General features: G+C 45.4%; 14 protein-coding genes and 1 pseudogene. 9 read left to right on the top strand and 6 right to left on the bottom strand.

Translation table 11 applies throughout. From position 1 onward, the window contains the following. Positions 1-89 (bottom strand): annotated as a pseudogene (locus H6G03_RS38100) (transposase); the annotation flags it as partial. 273 nt (positions 90-362) lie between these two features. Next, complete coding sequence (locus H6G03_RS17540) at positions 363-1,664, bottom strand: ABC transporter ATP-binding protein (RefSeq protein WP_322111926.1); 1,302 nt, start codon at positions 1,662-1,664, stop codon at positions 363-365. Between the two features lie 129 nt (positions 1,665-1,793). On the opposite strand from H6G03_RS17540, the gene H6G03_RS17535 reads away from it, so the two are divergent. Further along, a complete protein-coding gene (locus H6G03_RS17535) occupies positions 1,794-4,181 on the top strand; it encodes a CHAT domain-containing protein (RefSeq protein WP_190465885.1) in 2,388 nt (795 codons plus the stop codon). A 71-nt stretch (positions 4,182-4,252) separates the two neighbouring features. Next, positions 4,253-5,521 carry an FAD-dependent oxidoreductase gene (locus H6G03_RS17530; protein ID WP_190465883.1) on the top strand — a complete coding sequence of 423 codons (1,269 nt, stop codon included), beginning with the start codon at positions 4,253-4,255 and terminating at the stop codon, positions 5,519-5,521. 82 nt (positions 5,522-5,603) lie between these two features. Here H6G03_RS17530 and H6G03_RS17525 read toward each other — a convergent pair whose 3' ends face one another. The 3 genes from H6G03_RS17525 to H6G03_RS17515 form a co-directional block, all read right to left on the bottom strand. Beyond that, a complete protein-coding gene (locus H6G03_RS17525) occupies positions 5,604-5,882 on the bottom strand; it encodes a hypothetical protein (protein ID WP_190465881.1) in 279 nt (92 codons plus the stop codon). Positions 5,883-5,957: 75 nt separating this feature from the next. Continuing rightward, positions 5,958-6,629, bottom strand: coding sequence for a metallophosphoesterase family protein (locus tag H6G03_RS17520; RefSeq protein WP_190465879.1), 672 nt, complete (start codon positions 6,627-6,629; stop codon positions 5,958-5,960). 73 nt (positions 6,630-6,702) lie between these two features. Next, entirely contained in the window at positions 6,703-9,249 is a 2,547-nt protein-coding gene (locus H6G03_RS17515) for a DNA gyrase/topoisomerase IV subunit A (protein ID WP_190465877.1), read from the bottom strand. 257 nt (positions 9,250-9,506) lie between these two features. Here H6G03_RS17515 and H6G03_RS17510 point away from each other — a divergent pair, with 257 nt between their 5' ends. The 7 genes from H6G03_RS17510 to H6G03_RS17480 all read left to right on the top strand — a co-directional run bounded on the left by H6G03_RS17510 (position 9,507) and on the right by H6G03_RS17480 (position 19,837). Beyond that, positions 9,507-9,905 carry a response regulator gene (locus H6G03_RS17510; RefSeq protein ID WP_190465875.1) on the top strand — a complete coding sequence of 133 codons (399 nt, stop codon included), beginning with the start codon at positions 9,507-9,509 and terminating at the stop codon, positions 9,903-9,905. Between the two features lie 574 nt (positions 9,906-10,479). Then, the gene (locus tag H6G03_RS17505; protein ID WP_242056812.1) at positions 10,480-11,490 is read left to right on the top strand and encodes an EAL domain-containing protein; all 1,011 of its coding nucleotides are present in this window, start codon (positions 10,480-10,482) and stop codon (positions 11,488-11,490) included. Between the two features lie 99 nt (positions 11,491-11,589). After that, positions 11,590-14,022 carry a diguanylate cyclase domain-containing protein gene (locus H6G03_RS17500; RefSeq protein WP_190465872.1) on the top strand — a complete coding sequence of 811 codons (2,433 nt, stop codon included), beginning with the start codon at positions 11,590-11,592 and terminating at the stop codon, positions 14,020-14,022. A gap of 257 nt (positions 14,023-14,279) precedes the next feature. Then, positions 14,280-17,219 (top strand): ATP-binding protein, encoded by a 2,940-nt coding sequence (locus H6G03_RS17495; protein ID WP_322111925.1) that lies wholly within the window; start codon positions 14,280-14,282, stop codon positions 17,217-17,219. Continuing rightward, complete coding sequence (locus tag H6G03_RS17490) at positions 17,216-17,587, top strand: response regulator (protein WP_190465864.1); 372 nt, start codon at positions 17,216-17,218, stop codon at positions 17,585-17,587. Before H6G03_RS17495 ends, H6G03_RS17490 begins: the two co-directional genes overlap by 4 nt. A 106-nt stretch (positions 17,588-17,693) precedes the next feature. Further along, entirely contained in the window at positions 17,694-18,353 is a 660-nt protein-coding gene (locus H6G03_RS17485; RefSeq protein WP_190465862.1) for a sensor histidine kinase, read from the top strand. Positions 18,354-18,484: 131 nt separating this feature from the next. After that, complete coding sequence (locus tag H6G03_RS17480; RefSeq protein WP_190465860.1) at positions 18,485-19,837, top strand: hybrid sensor histidine kinase/response regulator; 1,353 nt, start codon at positions 18,485-18,487, stop codon at positions 19,835-19,837. A gap of 93 nt (positions 19,838-19,930) precedes the next feature. Here the strand turns inward: H6G03_RS17480 and H6G03_RS17475 are convergent, their stop codons facing one another. Beyond that, positions 19,931-20,764: a tetratricopeptide repeat protein gene (locus H6G03_RS17475; RefSeq protein WP_190465900.1), complete on the bottom strand. Its 834-nt coding sequence runs from the start codon at positions 20,762-20,764 to the stop codon at positions 19,931-19,933. Positions 20,765-20,992 lie beyond the last annotated feature (228 nt).

Here is a 20,992-nt window from a genome sequence, read left to right as displayed (position 1 = left end):
CGGAGACATTTATTTCGCACAAATTGAGCAGTCCTAATTGCTTCATCAATGGCTTGGTATTGAGTTGTTTTCCCTTGAGCTTTAAATTCTCAAACTATCATTTAACTTGGAAAACCTCTACGTCAATTAGTTTAACGCAATTCGAGTCTAAACGGAAATCGAGACGGCGACTAAAGTCGCTTATCGACTTATCCCCATGTCTAAAGCCAGGGGCTTGCGTCTCGCTTTTCGGTCATTTTCCCGTAGGTTGGGTTGAGGCACGAAAAGCAACAAATACGTTGGTTTTCGTGCCTCAACCCAACCTACAAATCAGTCCATTTTTGGGTTTGGCTAGAAGTGGAGAAGACTTTAGCTGGCAAAGACTAGCGAGGCCAGATGGCCATTTCGGTTTGAGCGTCAAACAGATGAATTTTATCGGGTGCGATCGACAGCCAAAGCTCCTCGCCAAGCAGCACAGGTCGATCGGGCGCAATTCGCACTTGGAAAGTAGATGGGGCAGAAGTTTCCCGCAAATGAACAGATATAACGGTTTCGTTACCCAGCGCTTCCACTAAATCTACCCGCACCTGCAAGTTTTTTGGGGCTGGTAAACTCAAGTTGAGGTGTTCCGGACGGATACCCAAAATCAGGGGACGGCGATCGTAATTTTGCAACGCTCGTTGCCAGATATCCGGTAAAGTGAGGCGGAACTGTGACTGAGGATGGGTAATCAGTAGAGGTGCTTGAAACTGTACCGGCAGAAAATTCATGGGAGGCGAGCCAATGAATTCCGCAACAAATCGGTTCGCAGGGCGGTTGTATAATTCCAAAGGATGCGCCAGTTGCTGAATTTGACCTCGATTCATCACCGCAATGCGATCGCCCATCGTCATCGCTTCCGTTTGATCGTGGGTAACGTAGATAGTTGTGGTACCCAACTGCCGCTGCAACTTCACAATTTGGGCGCGAGTTTCCGATCTGAGTTTGGCATCTAAGTTAGAAAGCGGTTCATCCATCAAAAAAACTTGCGGATTGCGAGCGATCGCTCGTCCTAACGCCACCCGCTGCCTTTGTCCTCCAGAAAGCTGTTTTGGCAGCCGATCGAGCAGAGGTTCGATTTGCAGCAACTCAGCGACAACACGCACTTGCGCGTCGATCGCTTTCTCTCGCTCCGTCAGATATTTTAGTTTTTTGGGAAGCGATCGCGTCATTCCCACCAACAAATTTTCTGCCCACAACGGTAAAGAATTTTCTGTTGTTTCTCCCCCACTCATCCGCCGCAGCCCAAAGGCAATATTGTCATAGACTGTCATGTGCGGATAGAGAGCGTAATTTTGAAACACCATCGCGATGTCTCGTTCTTTAGGTGGCAAATCGTTCACCAAACGATCGCCCACCCAGATATTACCGCCAGTCAACTCCTCCAAACCAGCGATCGAGCGCAGCAGCGTACTTTTACCGCAACCCGATGGCCCCACCAATACCATAAATTCGCCATCTTTCACTGTTAGGTTGATGCGCCGCAAGACAGCTTGTTCCGGACTCTGTGCAGACGTGGTGTGCAACGCCTCTGGGAGAGCTAATAATTCTACCTCCTGACCGAACTTTTCTGTTTTGTCGATCGCTTTCTCACCTTTTCGACCTGAAAAGCTTTTGTAGACATTTTCTAGAACAACCTGTGCCACAGTAAATTTCCAGCCTGCGCCATAACAGCCTTTGTCACGTACCATCTTATTATGTATCTTTCAAAATTTAAGTCAACAACCTAGTGCCAACCTTAACGGGTCTGGCGGGTGGCGACCGGGAGGTTTGAGATGAGACTAAAAATTACAGCCAGTACAGTACTGCTTACTTATCTGTGGGTAACTGCTACAGTTAAAGCGGAAAATTCAGGACAATTTCAACGGTTGTCACAAAATTATGAATGTCAAACTTGCCATCTTCCAACCAACTCATTCAAACAATTATCACAACTTGATTCGCTGATTCAATCTGGGATTCAACAGCGCAGAGCGGGTAATTACCAACAATCGATTTCTACTCTAGAACAAGCTTTAAAACTGGCACAACAGTCTGGAAATTTAGACGGAGAATGGCAAGCGCGGACTTTTTTAGCATTAAGTTATAAACTATCTGGTAATTTGCAGAAAGCTGCCGAACTGCACGAGCAGAATTTGGCATTTGTCCGCCAACACCCTAACGAACTCGCCAGCGTTCCCTTGAATCGCGAAACGGCTTCCCTAGATGCTTTAAGCGGCATTTATTCGTCCCAAAGAAACTACGCAAAAGCAATTGAGTTACTAAAAGAAGCGCTGGCAATAGTAGAAGCGAAAGATAAGGATAACGGCAGTTTAGGCAAACCAAAACTTTTAGAGAAACTGGGAGTAAATTTATTTTTAATAGGTAATATCAAAGAGGCAGAAAAATTTTTATTCGCTGCTTTTGATGCTTACGAGAAGGCGCGACTGTTCCGATTGAATGCCGGAATGCCTGCCATTGGGGAATATGAATTTCAAGTAGCGCTGCTGCGTTGGCTGCAACAAGTTTTTGTAGCGCAAAACCGAATAGAAGAAGCGTTAGAATTAGCAGAACGGGGACGTTCTCGCGCTTTTGCCGGCTTAATGGCAAGTCGCTTAGCTAATGACCCAAAATTGCAGGTTAGTGTTGATTCACCTAACCTCGATCGCATCAAACAAATTGCCAAAGCGCAGAATTCTACTTTGGTTGAGTATACAGTCACTTATGAGTATGACCCCGACTTGCCTCTCCAGTTTAGCAATTACAAAGATATCCGCGCTACAGGCTTATTAATTTGGGCGATCGAACCTACAGGTAAAATTACATTTCGACAGGTAAAGCTAGATCGAAATAATGCTTTGTTAGCAGATTTAGTGCAAAATGCTCGCGAGTCGATCGGTGTGAGAGGTCGAGGTGTTGCAGTGACTGCCACAGCAGCGCCAGATAATCGCTCCTCGGCTAACCAAAAATTACAACAATTGTATCAAACTTTAATCGAACCAATTGCAGATATATTGCCAAAAAATCCGACCGATCGCATTACCTTTATTCCCCAAGACTTACTATTTTTAGTTCCTTTTGTCGCACTTCAAGATAATGCAGGAAAATATTTAATTGAAAAACATACCATTCTCACAGCGCCATCAATTCAAATTTTAGATTTAACCCGCCAACAGCAGCAACGCATCCAAGATGCAAAAGGCGTATTAGTTGTGGGAAATCCCACGATGCCCAGTTTAGCACCCGAAGGGCGTCCACCCGAACAATTACCCAGTTTACCCGGAGCGGAACGAGAAGCAAACGCGATCGCGCAACTGTTCGACTCCCAAGCTATCATCGGGAAGGGCGCAACTAAATTAACTGTTGAGCAGCGGATGTCACAAGCGCGAATAATTCACCTAGCAACTCACGGCATTTTAGATGATGAAACAGGTGTTTTCAGTTCGCTTGCTTTCGCTCCATCCACCGGCGACAATGGTTTTCTCACAGCGCGAGAAATCATTGCCCTCAAGCTAAATGCCGAACTCGTTGTTTTGAGCGCCTGCGACACAGGAAAAGGCAAAATTACTGGTGATGGTGTAGTCGGACTTTCCCGTTCTTTCATTGGTGCAGGCATACCCAGCGTCATAGTTTCCTTGTGGTCTATACCGGATAGTCCTACTGCCGAATTAATGACCGCATTTTATCAAAATCTCAGAAAAGGTCTGGATAAAGCGCAAGCACTGCGAAGTGCAATGCTTCAAACAATGAAACAATTTCCCAGACCGAAAGATTGGGCAGCATTTACTTTAATTGGCGAAGCTGATTCATCTAAAACGCTTGCTACAGTAATGGGCGATAGTTCTTCCAATAGTAGCAATACTACACAGGCAACTGTATCGCGTTATACCGTGTTTCCTTTGCCTGAAAATATAAAAAATTATACAGAGTTTCCTTCTAGCTTTATCCAAGGCGAAGTAGATGTATTTTTTAGCAGCAATCTTAGTATCGAAGCACTGATTAAATTTTATCGGCAAGCTTTTACGCAAAAAGGACTGACAGAGCGATCGACTTTGACTAGAATCGAAGCAAATAACTTTCAGCTAGTTTTCGACGGTTCGCCCAACGGTCATCCAATTACAATTCAAGGTAGTAGTGCAGCAACCGATTATCGTACTGTTACCATCCGTTTTGAGCGTAATTAAATAGTAGGGTGGGCAGTGCCCACCAACAGCAAATAATTTTTTTAATTTTTAATTGATTGAGGAGCTTTTTTATGACTGCTATAATGTCAAATGTGAGTCAAACCGAAGCGCAAACCGCAGACCGTGAAATTATCGATATAACCCAAACGAATTGCTGTATTGTTGGTGGTGGCCCCGCAGGAGTTGTGTTATCGCTTCTGTTGGCGCGTCAAGGTATTTCGGTAATGTTGCTGGAAACGCACAAAGATTTCGATCGCGACTTTCGTGGCGATACCGTTCATCCATCAACAATGGAAATTATGGACGAACTCGGTTTGGCAGAACGCTTACTGCAATTACCGCACAATAAAATTCGCACGCTTGGTGTTACTACCGCTAATGGTTCAGTCCAACTCGCTAATTTGAATCGCCTCAAAACAAACTATCCTTTCATCACGATGATGCCCCAAGCGAAGTTTCTGGAATTCATCGTCGCCGAAGCCAAACAATATCCCAACTTTCAGTTAATTTTGGGTGCGAACGTACAAGAATTAATCGAAGAAAACGGCATAATTAAAGGTGTGCGATATCGCGGACACGGCGGTTGGCACGAAGTCAGAGCAAAACTGACAGTCGGTGCAGACGGTCGTCATTCTCGCCTTCGACAACTAGCTGGTTTTGAAGCAGTAGGAACTTCGCCGCCGATGGATGTTTTGTGGTTTCGTTTACCGCGTTCTTCACAAGACGCAGAAGGCGGAATGGGTCGCATCGGTAAAAATCATATCTTAGTAATGCTCGATCGCGGCGACGAATGGCAGATAGCTTTTGTGATTCCCAAAGGCGGTTATCAACAAATTCGCGCCGATGGAATAGAAGCGCTGAGAAAAAGTATTGTTGATGTCATTCCGGAGTTGGGAGATAGGATCGAACTTCTCAAAGATTTCTCTCAAATAGCCTTTCTCTCTGTGGAATCCAGTCGCATTAAGCGTTGGTATCTTCCCGGATTGCTTTTAATTGGGGATGCCGCACACGTTATGTCTCCAGTGGGAGGAGTTGGGATTAACTACGCCGTTCAAGATGCTGTCGTGGCGGCAAATAACTTGAGCGAACCCCTCAAAAGCAATAGTTTGCACGAGTGGGATCTCGCCCAAGTGCAGCGTCAGCGCGAATTGCCAACGCGAGTTATTCAAGCATTTCAATCTTTAATTCAGCAGCAAATTTTTGCTCGCATTCTTAACTCGAATGACTCTAATTTTTCATTTACACTGCCTGCTTTTCTCCGTTTGCCAATTCTGCGCGATATCCCAGCGCGGTTGATCGCTTTCGGGATTTGGCCGGTTCATGTGAAAACTGATAGCTAGGTACTAGAAAAGTCAAAAGTCAAAAGTCAAAAAGAAGAGGAAAAAGAAAAAGGAAAAAAAATAATTCTGCTCGGTCACCCCTCTACCCCCCTGCTTTCTTCGTGATTCCCGATGCCCTTCCTTCTTTTGACTTTTGACTGCTGAGGATTGTCTGCACCGAATCTTGGTTAAATTTTAACCACAGATGAACACAGATAAACACAGATGAACACAGATGCGATCGCAAATTTTTGACGCTACCGATGCTACCGGATATGATATCATGGGTTAAGTTTTTACCGCAGATGTAGGCAGATAAACGCAGATGTAGGCGATAGCCTTCCCGTAGGGTACGCAGATCGGAAAGGGATTTTTTTGGCAACCGATGCTACTGGATTATGATATTATAAGGATGATTTTTTAGAGGAAAGGGGTTTGTTTTTGTGAGCTTTATTAATTATCGATCGATGAGAAGTTGTCGTTGCTGACCCGCTTGATTTGCTTGCCAAACTTTCCCACTTGTTACATCTAAACAAGTTAACCAACCGTTTCCGTCAGGCCAAGTATCGATACAAATTGCATAGCCTAAATTAAGTGGAATTCCACTTTCTTGTGTATCGTGTCCGTAAACCATTGTTTTGCCGGAAAAGTGGGGTGACGGTCGATCGCTCGGCCCCCAAAACAAGACAAATTCCGGTTGTTCCCCTAACGGTAAATTTGGTTCGGCATCTGCGTGTACGAAAAAATGCTTGTCTGTTTCGTACCAATTTACACACTTATTTTCGAGAAAATCCCAATGACTTTCTGGGATATCCTGCAAAGTTCCCTCATTCCCAGATACCGCATAAGAAGCAAGCGTTGCCTTACCGCCCCAGGACAGCCACGCTAATAGCTTCCCATCAGCACGAGAATTGAGCATAATTTGCTCGTGATTGCCGCGTAAAGGTATAAGTTGCCCGGTAGCGTGCAAAGCGATGAGACGATCGATAACGCCCTTAGTATCAGGGCCGCGATCTACGTAGTCGCCCAGAGTAATAATTTTATCTTCTGGCTGCGGGACTACAGCAGCGAGGAGGGAATCGAGGGCGATCGAACAACCGTGAATATCACCAATAGCAAGGATACGCATAATCAATTTTGGATTTTAGATTTTAGATTTTAGATTGAATTAAAATCTAAAACCTAAAATCTGAAATTTGAAATTAAGCAATTAGCAAATTGATAACTTTTTCCTCAGCTTTGAGCGCAATCAGACGATCGCCCGTGCCATCTTTACCCCAGAACTTTACCTTATCTACAGGTAATTTCTGTGTTCTCTGCGTATTTGTCATTAATATCACCTCAGATGAAGCGTTAGCGACTACTATCCCCGCCAAAGCATCCGACTTGGTGGTGAACTGAAACACCGTCGTACCGATATTACCCAACTGAGCCAGCGGCATAGCACTTATGGGTAAACGTTTGACATACCCCAGTTGGGTAGCGAGTAACAGGCTGTCATTCGGCAACAGAATAGAAGCGCCAACCACTTGCTCGGAACGCAGCAACCGCAAGGCTTGTAGCCCCTGAGTGCTGCGACTTGTTATCGGTAGTTGCTCGTCATTTATCCTTAAGCGCAGCAAACGTCCGCCGCTAGTCGCCATGACGACATCTCCCTTAGAAGCGATCGCATGAACAGATAATAGTCGATCGTCATCTTTCAACTTCAAAAGCGTTGCGCCGCGACGAGTTAGGTTAGCAAGTTCTGAAAGCGCCACTCGTTTGATACGCCCTTGCTGCGTACACAGCACCAAACTACCCGTTTCCAAATTATCCGGTAAGACAAACTGCCCTACCAGCATTTCCGGCGTTTCCTTCGCACCCGGTAACAAAGTGCAAAGAGGAGTCCCCTTATTTCCCCCAGATGTGGGCGGAATATCGCCCACATTGACTGGATAAGCCTTGCCGCTGGCAGTTACTACCACCAAATCTGTTTGAGTGGTAGCTGCTTGAGTATTGACAACAAAATCATCCTGCGATTTCAAAGACGAAGATTTATTGCCATTTTTTGACAACCGTCGCACATAACCTTTATGGGTGAATTCCAGAGTCACCTCTTCTGGCGGTGGCGGCGTGAAAAGAGTGGGTTGTTGTATTTCCTGAGTCTTGGATTTTTCTTTCTTTTGCCCCCCCGCCGTCGTGCCCCTCTGCTCAAGAGCTGCTGTGCTTCTGGGCTGTTCTGGGGCGGCTGCTGGCGTTGCTAGAATGCGAGTGCGACGGGGGTCGCCGTACTTGCGTTTGAGCGTTCGCAGGTCTTTTTTGAGAGCTTTGAGGAATTCGTGCCGATCGCTCAACAACCGCTCTAGCTGAGCTATTCTATCTCTGAGTTCGTCAAACTCTGTCTGTAACTGCTGCCTTTCCAAACCGGTCAGGCGTCGCAGGGGCATTGAGAGAATCGCATCCGATTGGCGATCGCTAAAATTAAATTGGCTTTGCAAACTCAGCTTCGCTGTAGTGCCATCTGGCGCATTTCTGAGAATTTGTATTACCGCATCCAAATTTGAGAGCGCAGTTAACAAACCTTCCACCAGATGAAGGCGTCTTAAGCATTGTTGGAGCTCGTGATTGTATTGTCTGGTCAGAGTTTGTTCGCGGAAGCTCAAGAACTCCAGCAGCATCTGCCGCAACGTCAGCTGGCGGGGTTGTCCTTCTACCAGCGCTAACAAGATAGCGCCGAAATTGCTACACAGAGCAGTTTGTTTGTAGAGTTGTTCTAAAACCTCTTGAGCGTTGGCGTCACGTTTGATTTCCACAACTACGCGCATACCTTCGCGATCGCTCTCATCTCGGAGATCGCCAATCCCTTCAATTTTCCCTTGGTTGACCAATTCTGCTACCTTTTCGATCCAGGATGCCTTATTCACCTGGAAAGGTAACTCTGTCACTACGATCGCCGTCCGATTTTGAGCTTTCGATTTAGAAGAAGATGAGCGACGGGCGATCTCCTCAATTTTGGCAACTCCCCGCACGGGGATACTGCCCTTACTCGTAGTGTAGGCTTCCCGAATACCTTCCGTTCCCACAATTTCCCCTCCTGTGGGAAAATCAGGGCCCGGAATCAATTCCAGCAACTTATCTTCTGACAAATCGGGACGATCGATTAAAGCAATTAAACCATCCACCACTTCCCCCAAATTATGCGGGGGTACATTGGTAGCCATTCCCACCGCAATTCCAGCACAACCGTTGAGCAATAAAATCGGCAGCTGGGCTGGCAACACCACCGGCTCTTGTTGGGAGTTATCAAAATTGGGGATAAAATCAACAGTCGCCTCGCCAATTTCACTCAATAGCGCTTCATGGCTTATGGGAGCGAGGCGCGTTTCCGTATAACGCATTGCTGCTGGTGGGTCGTTATCCACCGAACCGAAATTGCCGTGTCCGGCGAGTAAAGGATAGCGACAAGAGAAATCCTGTACCATCCGCACCAGAGCGTCATAAACCGCCTGGTCGCCGTGGGGGTGATATTTACCCAGCACGTCCCCTACCACGCGGGCACATTTGCGGTACGGGCGGTCTGGCACCAACCCCAATTCGTGCATTGCATATAATATGCGACGATGAACGGGCTTTAAGCCATCGCGGACATCGGGTAACGCCCGCCCGACTATGACACTCATGGCATATTCAAGATAAGACCGTTGCATCTCGGCGTGCAGGGCAGTCGTAATCACCTGTCCTGTTGAGAGAAGGTTAAGTTGTTTTGCCATGAGTCCGGGTTCCTTATGAGTATAAAGAGGGAGAGCGAAGAGGGAGAGGGAAAGAGTGAGAGGGAGGAGGGAGTGGGGGAGACCTGGAGTGGGAGAGTGGGGGAGGGGGAGAGTGGGAGAATTAATTTTTCGTTAGTCCCTTGCCCCTTGCCCCTAGTCCCGACGCCGTATCCTTTTCCCTTTCCTCTTTTCACAGTAGTATCAAACGGCAGGAGCCTAGACTGCCTTATTTTGAATCAAGCGAGCAGGAAAAAACCATGAAAACCGTTCTGATTGTGGAAGACGACCCGATTAATTTGCGCGTTTTCTCTAAGATTCTCACCAAGCGAGGTGGCTTGCAGGTTAAGGGTACTGAGGATGTCGAAGAGGTGATGCAGATTGCCCAGTCTGGGAAGGCTGACATCATTTTGATGGATGTTTCCTTGCAACACAGCGTTTACCAGGGTAAGGCAGTTGATGGCATCAAGATCGCCCAGATGCTCAAGTCTGACCCCCAAACTGCCAATCTTCCCATTATCCTGGTTACGGCTCACGCGATGGAGGGCGATCGCGAAAACTTTCTCAAGCAAAGTGGTGCTGACGGCTACATCTCCAAACCAGTTGTCGATCATCAACAATTTGTGGATCAGATTATGGCACTCCTGCCAAAAGATTAAAAACATAAATACATCCCATCTGCTGTTCTCAGGAGCCTGTTTCAGCTACAGCACAAGAAGTGCTGGCTTGTTGTTTCAACGCTTTGAGCCATTGCTGCCAGGTTTCCTGAGCCAGGTGTAATCGATCGTATTTTTCGATGCCTGGATGCTTTTGATGTAAGTATGCAAGGATTTTGCTACTTGAGATTTCGGAATAGACCTGTGACTCCAAGGCTCTAAATTCTATTTTTAGCTAAAATTAGATACCAACTGAGGATTTTCACCCATCCTAACTCCAATTAAGTACATATGTACCACTTTATCGGCGATCTCAGCAAATTCGCTGAGGATGTCGGTAAGCGTAATAGGTTGAAATCAGACCAAAAAAGTCTAATCTAAGACCAGCGACAAAGCTTTGCTCAATCCAGAGAATACTTGCATCCACCAGGGAATAATTAAGATCGTTAGTTAGCCCCGATCGAACTAGCGTATGAAACCTACTCAGCCTCATAGCGTTTGTGCCCGCTGCGAAACCTTACCCACCAAAATAGAGGGAACGGGCAGATTATATCTGTGGTTTCCCTCGGGTCATAGTATGACGAAAGTCCTCTACTACCTGCGTAAAGCCGAGCTGGACTACGAACTCAAGGAGGACGGGCAGTGTCTTGCCATTGAGTTGGAAGAAATCCAAACAGAAACTTGCGTTAATACCTTAGCTGGTATTCTGACGCAAAATGAGTTGAAAAACACGCGGGCATTGTTCATGGCGGACACCAAAGCCCCGGAACTTCGCGATTGCGCTCGCACAACTTCCTTGGCTCGTCTCACTCGTCTTAACCAGTCGGGTTGGTTGCTCGACTTGCTAGCAGCCGATCGAGTTACCTGTCAATTTCAGCCGATCGTCTCTGCTCAAGACACCTCGGATATTTTCGGTCACGAAGCCTTACTCCGTGGAATCGCTCCCAATGGGAGCTTTATTCCTCCCGGCCCAATGTTCTCATCAGCAACAGAAGCAGGTATCTTAGTTCAGCTCGATCTGATCGCTAGGCGCACGGCAATTCGCGAGACCAAGCGACACCAAATCAAAGAACACATTTTTATCAACTTTTCTCCCACATCGATTTACGATCCTACTTCCTGCTTACGCTCGACAATGCAAGCTATTGATGAAGCGGGCATTTCTCACGAACAGATCGTTTTCGAGGTTGTTGAGTCTCATCAGCCTCAAGATACCGAACATCTCAAAGGGATTCTCAACATCTACCGAGAAGCGGGTTTTTGTATGGCGTTGGATGATTTTGGCGCAGGGGGTTCCAATCTCAACTTGCTGCACCAACTGCGTCCCGATTTTATTAAACTTGATATGAGCCTGATTCGCAATGTGCAAGCAGACTCTTATAAAGCTTTCGTTACTGAGAAAATACTAGAACTGGCCAGTCACTTGAATATTCAAACGATCGCTGAAGGCATCGAATCGCCTGAAGAACTGGATTGGGTCAGACAGCGAGGTGCAACCTTTGTTCAGGGTTATCTGATTAGCCAACCGACGACTTTTCCGCTGATCGCTCCACCTCAAATTACAACAAGCTCCCCGGCAGTTGGGTAAGTCAGACCCACGCTATACCAAAGTTAAAGGTTAGGAGTAGAAGGAAAGAATTCTTGCTCCTAAAAATCTTTATTTATAAAAAAGGATAAGCGATCGCTTATGTTTAAATGGCTCTTTAATAAATTTAAATATCTACAAGTTGAGCAGAATTTAAAACGCCAAAATCAATCTCTACAATTGCTGGAAGCTATCACACTTAAAATTTGTCAATCGTTGAACTTGGAAGATATTCTCCAGACTGCGGTGACGGAGGTACGTAAATTTTTAAGGTGCGATCGTTTGTTAGTCTATCGATTGTGGCTAGATGGCACTGGCAGTGCTGTGGCAGAGTCTGTCGATCCTAAATATCTGCCGATTTTAGGACAAACATTTCCATCTGAAGTTTTTCCAGTGGAAATTCATCAGCACTACTGCCAGGGACACATTAAAGCGATCGGAGACATCAAACAAGCTTCGATATCGAGATGCCTAATCGAATTTCTCCAACAGTTTAACGTCAAAGCAAAGCTGGTTGTGCCAATACTGTTCCAGTCAAAACTTTGGGGGTTACTGATAGCTCACCAGTGTCAAAAACCACGCCAGTGGTCAACATTTGAGATCGAACTCCTGCAACAGTTAGCCAATCGTCTCAGTATAGCTGTCTCTCAAGCCGAACTGGTCGAAGCGCTGCGGCTGAGCGAAGATCGGTATGCTCTTGCCATGCAAGCAAGCAACGATGGCCTTTGGGATTGGGATCTCAAAACCGATCGAGTTTACTTTTCTCCCCGCTGGAAAGCCCTGCTGGGGTATGGAGAATCTGAAATTGGCTCTAGCATTGAAGAGTGGTGGAATCGGCTGCATCCTCAAGCGCAAGCACAAATCAAAGCTCAAATGACTGAGTATCTTGCCAGCCAAACACGGCACGATTTCAGCACTCAGTTTATCAGCGAGCATCAGATCCAGCACCGAGATGGCACCTACCGTTGGGTGCTGGTGCGAGGGCTGCCGAAGCGAGGAAGCGATGGCAAGATTGAGCGCATTGTCGGTTCTTTAAGTGACATAACTGGCCGCAAACAAGCAGAACACCAGTTACATTTGCTCGAATCGGTCGTCGTGAACGCTAATGATGCTGTTGTGATTACTGAAGCTGAGCCGATTAACGAACCCGGGCCTCGAATTTTATATGTCAACCAAGCTTTTTCTCGGATGACTGGCTACAGTGCAGAAGAGGTATTGGGCAAAACTCCGCGTATTCTTCAAGGCCCCAAAACTGACCGGGCAAACTGTGCCAAGATTCGGGCAGCACTGAAGGCATGGCAGCCAGTGAGAGCGGAATTTATTAACTACTGTAAGGATGGGTCTGAGTTTTGGGTAGAACTCAATATTGCACCGGTTGCCGATAAAACTGGGTGGTATACGCATTGGATCGCGATTCAACGAGAGATTACTGAGCGTAAGCGAGCCGAGGACGCTTTTGGACAGCAAACCAAACGCGAGCAACTTGTCGCTCAAATCGCTCAACGCATTCGCCGATCGTTACAACTATCGGATATTCTCAATACGACTGTGACGGAAGTGCGCCAATTTTTGGGGTGCGATCGGGTGTTAATTTACCGCCTCTGGACGGATGGCACAGGCAGTGCTGTTACGGAGGCAGTTGCGCCCTGTTGGCAACCAATTTTGGGGCGTACTTTCCCCGCCGAAGTTTTTCCCGTCGAGTACCGCGATCTGTACAAACAAGGACGCACTCGTGCCATTGCCAATGTCGAAACTGAAACCATCACTCCATGCCTTGTTGAGTTTTTGCATGAGTTACAGGTGAAGGCAAAGCTTGTGGTGTCGCTTATGCAAGGAGACGCCCTGTGGGGATTGCTGATTGCCCATCACTGTACGGAGTCAAGAGCTTGGCAACCGTTTGAGGTTGACTTGCTTGCTTCATTAGCAACCCAACTAGCGATCGCCATTCAGCAAGCCGAACTCTACGATCGACTCCAAGAAGCCAATCAAGAGTTGGAACATTTAGCCAAGTTGGATAGTTTAACTGGGGTGGCGAATCGTCGTCGCTTTGATGAGTATCTCGACCAAATCTGGTTGCAAATGGCAGGGGAACACAAGCTCTTATCGCTAGTTTTGTGCGACATTGATTGTTTCAAGCTTTACAACGACACTTACGGGCATCAAGCAGGTGACCATTGCATCCAACAGGTGGCAAAAGCGATTAGCCGCGCCGTCGAACGCCCAACTGATTTGGTCGCTCGCTATGGTGGCGAGGAATTTGCTGTGATTTTGACCAATACTGGAGTGGAAGGGGCAGTATCGGTCGCAGAAAAGATTCGCGCTGAAGTTGAGGCGCTCAAAATTGTTCATGCTACTTCCGGTATCGGGGAATACGTTACCCTCAGCTTGGGGGTTGCCAGTACCATGCCTGCCTCGACTTCTTCGATCGCGATGCTCGTTGCACTGGCGGATGAAGCATTGTATCAGGCGAAGAAGCGGGGGCGCAATCAGGTAATAGTTTACTCTCCCCCAGTACGGGGGTGCGGTAATAAGTAGTTGGTAGAACAAGAAACAAGAAAAAATCTACCAACGGCTTTTGACCGCACCGGGTCTCCCCATTAGTTAAAAATTAAAAATTAACAATTAAACTGTTAGCCAGGAAACATCATGGGGAAATATAAACAAGAATATAGATTTTGAAGCTGCGATCCAAAGCTCTTAATTACTTGGGATGGCTGAGCCTGGAATGTGCTGGCAAATAGGGTGACAACTACGTTTCCAATACGTTTTCAAAAAGATGTTAGGTAAAATCAATGTCAAGAGAAACCCAACCGGAGTCTTGGAAAGGCTTCCAATCAGAAGAAGATCGGCCTTTTCTAGGTGGAAAGCACAACCTGGGATCGCCCATGCGCCTCCAGCGCACCCTCAGTCCCCTGGAAACTTGGGGCTTTGGCCTCACGGCGATTATCAATTGGGTGGGCTTGATTCCCATCATTGATGCCGCCATAGGGCCGAATGCCATATTAGTCTGGCTTCCCGGTGTATTCATGGGTGCGATGCTCAACCTTCAGGTGAGGCGGCTGGGCGAACATTTTCCAGACATGGCGGGGGGAACGCCTAACTACACGACTCGACTGCTGAGGAAATATCCGTTTTTGGGTCGCTATGCTGCCAGTGGATATTGGTTAGCTTGGGTTGCTTCCACACCAATTTACGCGATCGTAATGGCTCAACTGATTGAGGTAAATTTAAAACAAGCTGGGTTAACTTTTCCGAACAAATTATTGGAAATTGCCTTCACCATTCTGCCGTTAATCTTAACCTTCAGCGGTACACGCGCCTTGAGCATCGCTCATTTATTTTTTGCTATACCGGCATTTTTACTATTACTAATTTTTAATATTCAAGGTTTTCTATGGTTAGCCTTTGCGCCAAATAGTCCCGGCCTTTTTCCCGATAGTTGGCCTCCGTTAAGCTTTGTAGATTGGATGAAGTGGTTTTATTTTGCTGCCTTTAGCTTTTACTCGTGCGAAACTTCTTCTTCCTTTGTGGCAGATAGCCGTAACCCCAGCGAGACGACCAAGTTTCTCAAAATTTCGGCTTACTTGATTCCAACAATGTTTTTGGGAGGTTGCTGGGTGATGATGCGCCTAGCCGATGCTCCCGATTTAGGTGGTGACGCCTTTTTAAATCTATCAGCTGCTGCACAACCTCTTTGGGGTAGTAGTGCTAGTTCTCTAGCCATTTTCATCGTAGCGGCTAGTTGTCTGCTGAGTTACGCTACAGTTGTTTCTAACTGCCCTCGCATTACCTACCAATTGGCTATAGATGGGCATATCTCCCCCGTATTTGGGGTTGTCTCTCGTCGTGGAGTATTCGGCCCAGGTCTGATTCCAGTTTTGGTTCTGGGTTTACTGTGCCTATTTTGGGTAAATCTAGACCGACTGGTGGTCTTCGCCAACGTGGGAGTGGTATCGTGTACGATGCTTTTCCATTTGGGAATCTGGCTTAACCGAGGCAAGCCAGAAGCGAGGTGGCCTTGGTTGTCGCTGGGTATTTTCCTTGTGGATGCGATGATGCTAACTGTGGGAGGATTTGCTTCCGGTCAGCAAGACTTTTTTCTGGGACTGCTAGTTCCTGCTGGAATTTTGGCAATTGACTTGGTTATCCGTCGTATTTCTCTTGCGCCTTTTCATCGGAGTTGGTGGATTCGTCTTTACCGCAAGCAAGCGAAAAGCCAGATCGCAGACTTTGTAGGGTTTCAGGTACTGATTTTAATTTTACTAATCTGTAGCGCCGTCGCAATTGGTTGGTTCTCCGGCATCAGATTAAGTGTAAATTCTCCTAGCGGCTCGAATCTTTTGTTAGTTTTGCTGCTATGTGTAGCTTTTACGGGTGTAGCGATCGCCTGTTGGACAAGTTTACCCCAAGTTATCTCGATGGATGAGTCGCGAGAAGCAGCAGAACAACTTTTTAACATTGCCTTGGATGCTATTGTTGTCCTGGATGAAAACGGTATAATTCGTCAAGTTAATCCAGCTGCCGAACAGTTATTTGGATTGACCTATACTCAATTGCTTGGAACTCACTTGCAGACGTTACTGCCGCAATTGGCGGCTGACCCAAATGATTGGCCTACGCGCAGCGAACAAACCCCCAGCCACTTCGATGGCACCTCACGCATCCTGGAAGTTGCCATTTCAAACCGATTCTCCCGCGATGCTTCCCAAACGAATCGAGATTTGCAACAATATGTTGCGATCGTGCGCGACATCACCGAGCGCAAGCAAGCACAGGAAGTACTGGAAAAAGCTAACGAACAGTTAGAAATCAAAGTTTTGGAACGGACAACAGAGCTTTCTCAGACTGTTGAGCAATTGCAAAGGGAAATTGTCGAGCGTCAGCGGGTGGAAGAAAATCTCAGAGCTATGCAAAGTCAGATTATCGTACAAGAAAAGCTCGCTTCTCTGGGAAGTTTAACGGCGGGAATTGCCCACGAAATCAGAAATCCTTTGAACTTCGTCAATAATTTCGCTGAAGTTTCCTCTGAATTAATTGAAGAATTAGTTGCAGAAATTGAAAATCATACAGAGCAATTGGGAGCGGAAACAAGCGATTATATAACCGAAATTTTCAGCGACCTCAAACAAAATCTCCATAAAATCAATCATCACGGTCAAAGAGCAGAAAGCATTGTCAGCAATATGCTTCTGCATTCTCGCGGCGAACGCGGTCACTGGCAAGCAACGGATATAAATAGTTTATTGGCAGAGTATGTGAATTTGGCTTATCACGGGATGCGTGCTAAGGATGCTTCTTTTAACATTACCATAGAAAGTGACTGCGATCCTGAAATTGGCGAGGTTGAAGTTGTACCCCAAGACATTAGCCGGGTTTTCCTTAATATTATTAACAACGCTTGCTACTCAACCCATAAAAAGAAACAAGAAATAGGCGATGAGTTTTCACCGCATCTGCTTGTGAAAACTAAAAATATGGGAGAGCGCGTCGAAATTCGCATTCGCGATAACGGCAAAGGCATAAAACTAGAAGTTTTAGATAAAATTTTCAACCCATTCTTCACGACGAAACCAGCAGGAGAAGGAACTGGTCTGGGTTTATCTATCAGCCACGATATTGTCGTTCAACAGCATAGGGGAGAGATGAAGGTAGAAACAGAACCGGAAAGTTATGCCGAGTTCATTATAAAATTACCCAAAAAGTCAATCAAAAGTATGGAGGTTCAGCAATGAAAGTTATGGTTGTAGATGATGAGGAAGATATCCAATTTTTGTTCAAGCAAAAATTTAGAAGAGAAATCAAAGATGGAAAAATAGAATTTAATTTTGCTTTGTCGGCAGAAGCGGCGCTAGATTACCTACAAAAACAGGGAGAAGCGTCGGTTGTATTGCTCCTTTCAGATATCAATATGCCAGGAATGAATGGGCTGGAACTCCTAAAAATAATCAAAACCAATTACAAGAGTTTAAAAGTTATTATGATCACGGCTTATGGAGACGAAAATACTTATCAAAAGGCAATTGCTTATGGAGCAAATGATTATGTCAATAAGCCGATTAATTTTGACAATTTGAAACGTCTAGTTTTTGGGGAGATCTAGGTTTTATTTTGTAAGGAGATAAAAATGCCAGCAAAAAGCAATACTAAACCTGTTGCATCTTTATCAGCAGCATTGCACCGATAGGATTACTGAAATCGAAACAGAAATGGAAACGCTCGATTTAGAATTTTTGATTGAAGACTTACCCAAAATTCTGAGTTCGATGAAAGTAGGTGTCGATCGCATTCGCCATATTGTCTTATCTCTGTGTAACTTTTCCCGCTTAAATGAAGCAGACATGAAGCCTGTTGATATTCACGATGGGCTAGAAAACGCGCTGTTGATTTTACAGCATCGACTGCAAGCAAACGAAGAACGTCCTGCTATTCAAGTGATTAAAGAGTACGGAAATCTACCTTTAGTTAGATGTTATGCAGCCGAACTCAACCAAGTGTTTATGAATATCCTGGCGAATGCGATCGATACCTTGGATAATTTCTACGTACAACCGCCTTTTGATAATATCCCTAACCACTCTCCGTCCATAACCATTCGTACTTTTATAATTGCAGAAAATTACCGTATCGCCATTGAAATAGGAGATAATGGAACAGGAATGGCTCCAGGGGTAAAAGAACGGATTTTTGAACCTTTCTTCACTACCAAATCTATAGGTAATGGTACGGGTTTGGGTTTGTACGTCAGCTACCAAATTGTGGTGGAAAAGCACGGTGGAATGTTGAATTGTTTGTCAGCATTGGGCCAAGGAACAAAGTTCTGTATAGAAATTCCGAGCGGGTGTAATTCTAATGCTAAAACTATCTAATTTTTTTCATTCATCTGGCCAGACGATTATCTTCGAGTCTGCATAATTGCAGAATTAGGTCAATTTCTCTTTGGGGAAGTTATTTTGAATAAATTTAAAAACGATAAAATAATCATTTAGCAAGGAATAATATGACTTATAAACTGCTATTTGTTGATGATGAGTCGGACTTAGAATCCCTGATAACGCAAAAATTTAGAAAAAAAGTACGGGCAGCAGAATATCAACTTATTTTTGCCCGGAATGGTCAAGAAGCCCTCCAAAAAGTGCAAGAATATCCAGACTTGGATATGGTGCTGACGGACATTAATATGCCGATTATGGATGGCTTGGCTTTGGTGGCTAAACTTAATGATATGGTTCCGACGCTCAAAACAGTAGTAATATCAGCCTATAGCGATATAAAAAATATCAGAAAGGCGATGAATAGCGGGGCTTTTGATTTTTTAACTAAGCCGATAGATTTTGAAGATTTAGAGATTACGATTAACAAAACACTGGCTCACGTAAAACAGTTAAGAGAAAACTTGCGCGACCGCCAAGAAAAAGAAGAAGCATTGCGGCAATCGGAAGCTTGCGCTAGAGAAAAAGCAGCGCAGCTAGAACTTGCCTTGGAAGAATTGCAGCGTACCCAAGCGATGTTGATCCAAAGCGAAAAAATGTCTAGTCTCGGTCAAATCGTTGCTGGTGTGGCGCACGAGATCAACAACCCCGTGAATTTCATTTACGGGAACCTCGATCATGTGAGCGCATATATTCAATCCATTATCGATTTATTCGAGCTTTATCAACAGTGTTATCCAAACCCAGACCCGAAAATTCGTGCTTTGATTGAAGAGAAGGAATTTGACTTTGTTTGGGAAGATTTACCTAAAATCTTATCTTCCATGAAAGTTGGTGCCGATCGGATTCGCAAAATTGTTTTGACGTTGCGGAACTTCTCCAGACTTGACGAAGCTGAAATGAAGCAAGTCAATATTCACGAAGGTATCGATAGTACGCTCGTTATTTTGCAGAATCGTCTCAAAACTAAATCCGATAGTCCAACTATCGAAATTATCAAAGAATATGGAGATTTACCTTTTTTGGAATGTTATGCCGGACAACTAAATCAGGTATTTATGAACGTTTTGAGTAATGCCATTGATGCGCTTCAGGAACAGATGAAAGAATTGCCTGTTTCGTATCCCTCGCCTTGTATCTGGATTAGTACTTCCGTTCTTAATCGGGATTGGGTAAGAATTATTATAAAAGATAATGGGCCTGGGATTAACAATTGTATAAAAGGGCAACTATTCCAGCCATTTTTTACGACAAAAGAGCCAGGTAAAGGTACTGGTTTGGGATTAGCTATCAGTTATCAAATAATTGTAGAAAAACACGGCGGAAGAATACAGTGCCTGTCAAAACCGGGAGAGGGAGCGGAGTTTGCGATCGATATCCCTGTGCGACAGAGCGCTCGCGTACAATTAAAAGCAAGTTAATTGGGCTAGGGAAAGTCAAAAATCAAAAATAAGAGGGAGAGAGAAGAGGGAGGAATTTTGACTTTTGACTTTTGACTTTTGACTTTCTAGCCCCTAATTAGACGGTTTTCGCTCTGTTTGACTTTGACTTTGAGCGAGGGTAGCTTGTATTCTGGGAGTTTCTATGAGTTTTTGAGTATCTCTTATCAGTTTTTCGCCCCAGAGATTTTCTTTCAAAAACTCTACATCCCCATAGCGATCGTCTGTTTTCAGAGCTGCTTCTGCCATTGCCAAACCCTGTTCGCGATCGCCTTTAGTATAAAGCGCAACGGCTATAGCCAGTTTGGGTTCTGCCGCTTCTTTTTCAATCGCGAGGGCGGCTTCCCACTGTTTAATTGCTCCTTGCATATCGCCCTGTTCGTATTTAATCAGTCCGATGTTGTTAATCGCAGGCCAGAATTTGCCATCAGATGAGACTGCTTTTTGATACTGGGCGATCGCATCCGGAAACTTCTTTAAGCGATAATAAGAGTTCCCTAAGTCAAATAAAGCTTCTGCTGAGTCAGGTTTGAGCTTCAAACCTTCTTGCAGGGAAGCGATCGCGTCTTGGTACTTCTCTTGTTGAAAATAAGCCGACCCGATTGCGAACAAAATTGATGGTTCGTCAGGTTTGAGAGACCTTGCCTGCCGCAAGGCGTCAATTCCTTTGTCCGCCTGATTTGTTTGTAAATACAAGCCGCCTAAGAGGAACCAAGCTTGATAATTTTTGGGAGCTAGCTGCGTTGCCAGCCTTGCTCGCGACAAAGCTACTTCGTATTGTTGAAATTGTGCTAATTGTGCAGCTTCTTGTGCCAGACTGATGCCCTGCTGCTCCAGCTGAGCCGAATCGAGTTGCAGTGTGTGGGGTACGAGTGCCTGTCCAGAAACTGGCCCAGCCACACTCCACATACCAAATATAAGCAGAAAATAAAACCAGGGTTTGCGATTGCTAGGCACAGTACAGCCTCTAAGTCAGAAAGATATCTTTAATTTACTTCAACCATACTGCATTCCATTCTGACGGACAAGTTTGAGTTCACCCCAGACAAATTACTTGCTGTTGAGTCCCGACCGGGCATTATTCTTGATGAATTAAACAGTTATCACAACCGAGAGCGATCGCGCCGATGGATACCC

The organism is Aerosakkonema funiforme FACHB-1375, assembly GCF_014696265.1.
Taxonomy (GTDB): domain Bacteria; phylum Cyanobacteriota; class Cyanobacteriia; order Cyanobacteriales; family Aerosakkonemataceae; genus Aerosakkonema; species Aerosakkonema funiforme_A.
This window is presented reverse-complemented; position numbering and strand designations above follow the sequence as displayed.

Bases quoted from the DNA above. Each gene is read 5' to 3' on its own strand.
- H6G03_RS17515 (WP_190465877.1), bottom strand. From the start codon at position 9,249: ATGGCAAAACAACTTAACCTTCTCTCAACAGGACAGGTGATTACGACT.
- H6G03_RS17475 (WP_190465900.1), bottom strand. From the start codon at position 20,764: ATGTGGAGTGTGGCTGGGCCAGTTTCTGGACAGGCACTCGTACCCCAC.
- H6G03_RS17520 (WP_190465879.1), bottom strand. From the start codon at position 6,629: ATGCGTATCCTTGCTATTGGTGATATTCACGGTTGTTCGATCGCCCTC.
- H6G03_RS17480 (WP_190465860.1), top strand. From the start codon at position 18,485: ATGACTTATAAACTGCTATTTGTTGATGATGAGTCGGACTTAGAATCC.
- H6G03_RS17485 (WP_190465862.1), top strand. From the start codon at position 17,694: ATGGAAACGCTCGATTTAGAATTTTTGATTGAAGACTTACCCAAAATT.
- H6G03_RS17500 (WP_190465872.1), top strand. From the start codon at position 11,590: ATGTTTAAATGGCTCTTTAATAAATTTAAATATCTACAAGTTGAGCAG.
- H6G03_RS17535 (WP_190465885.1), top strand. From the start codon at position 1,794: ATGAGACTAAAAATTACAGCCAGTACAGTACTGCTTACTTATCTGTGG.
- H6G03_RS17490 (WP_190465864.1), top strand. From the start codon at position 17,216: ATGAAAGTTATGGTTGTAGATGATGAGGAAGATATCCAATTTTTGTTC.
- H6G03_RS17505 (WP_242056812.1), top strand. From the start codon at position 10,480: ATGACGAAAGTCCTCTACTACCTGCGTAAAGCCGAGCTGGACTACGAA.
- H6G03_RS17530 (WP_190465883.1), top strand. From the start codon at position 4,253: ATGACTGCTATAATGTCAAATGTGAGTCAAACCGAAGCGCAAACCGCA.
- H6G03_RS17510 (WP_190465875.1), top strand. From the start codon at position 9,507: ATGAAAACCGTTCTGATTGTGGAAGACGACCCGATTAATTTGCGCGTT.
- H6G03_RS17495 (WP_322111925.1), top strand. From the start codon at position 14,280: ATGTCAAGAGAAACCCAACCGGAGTCTTGGAAAGGCTTCCAATCAGAA.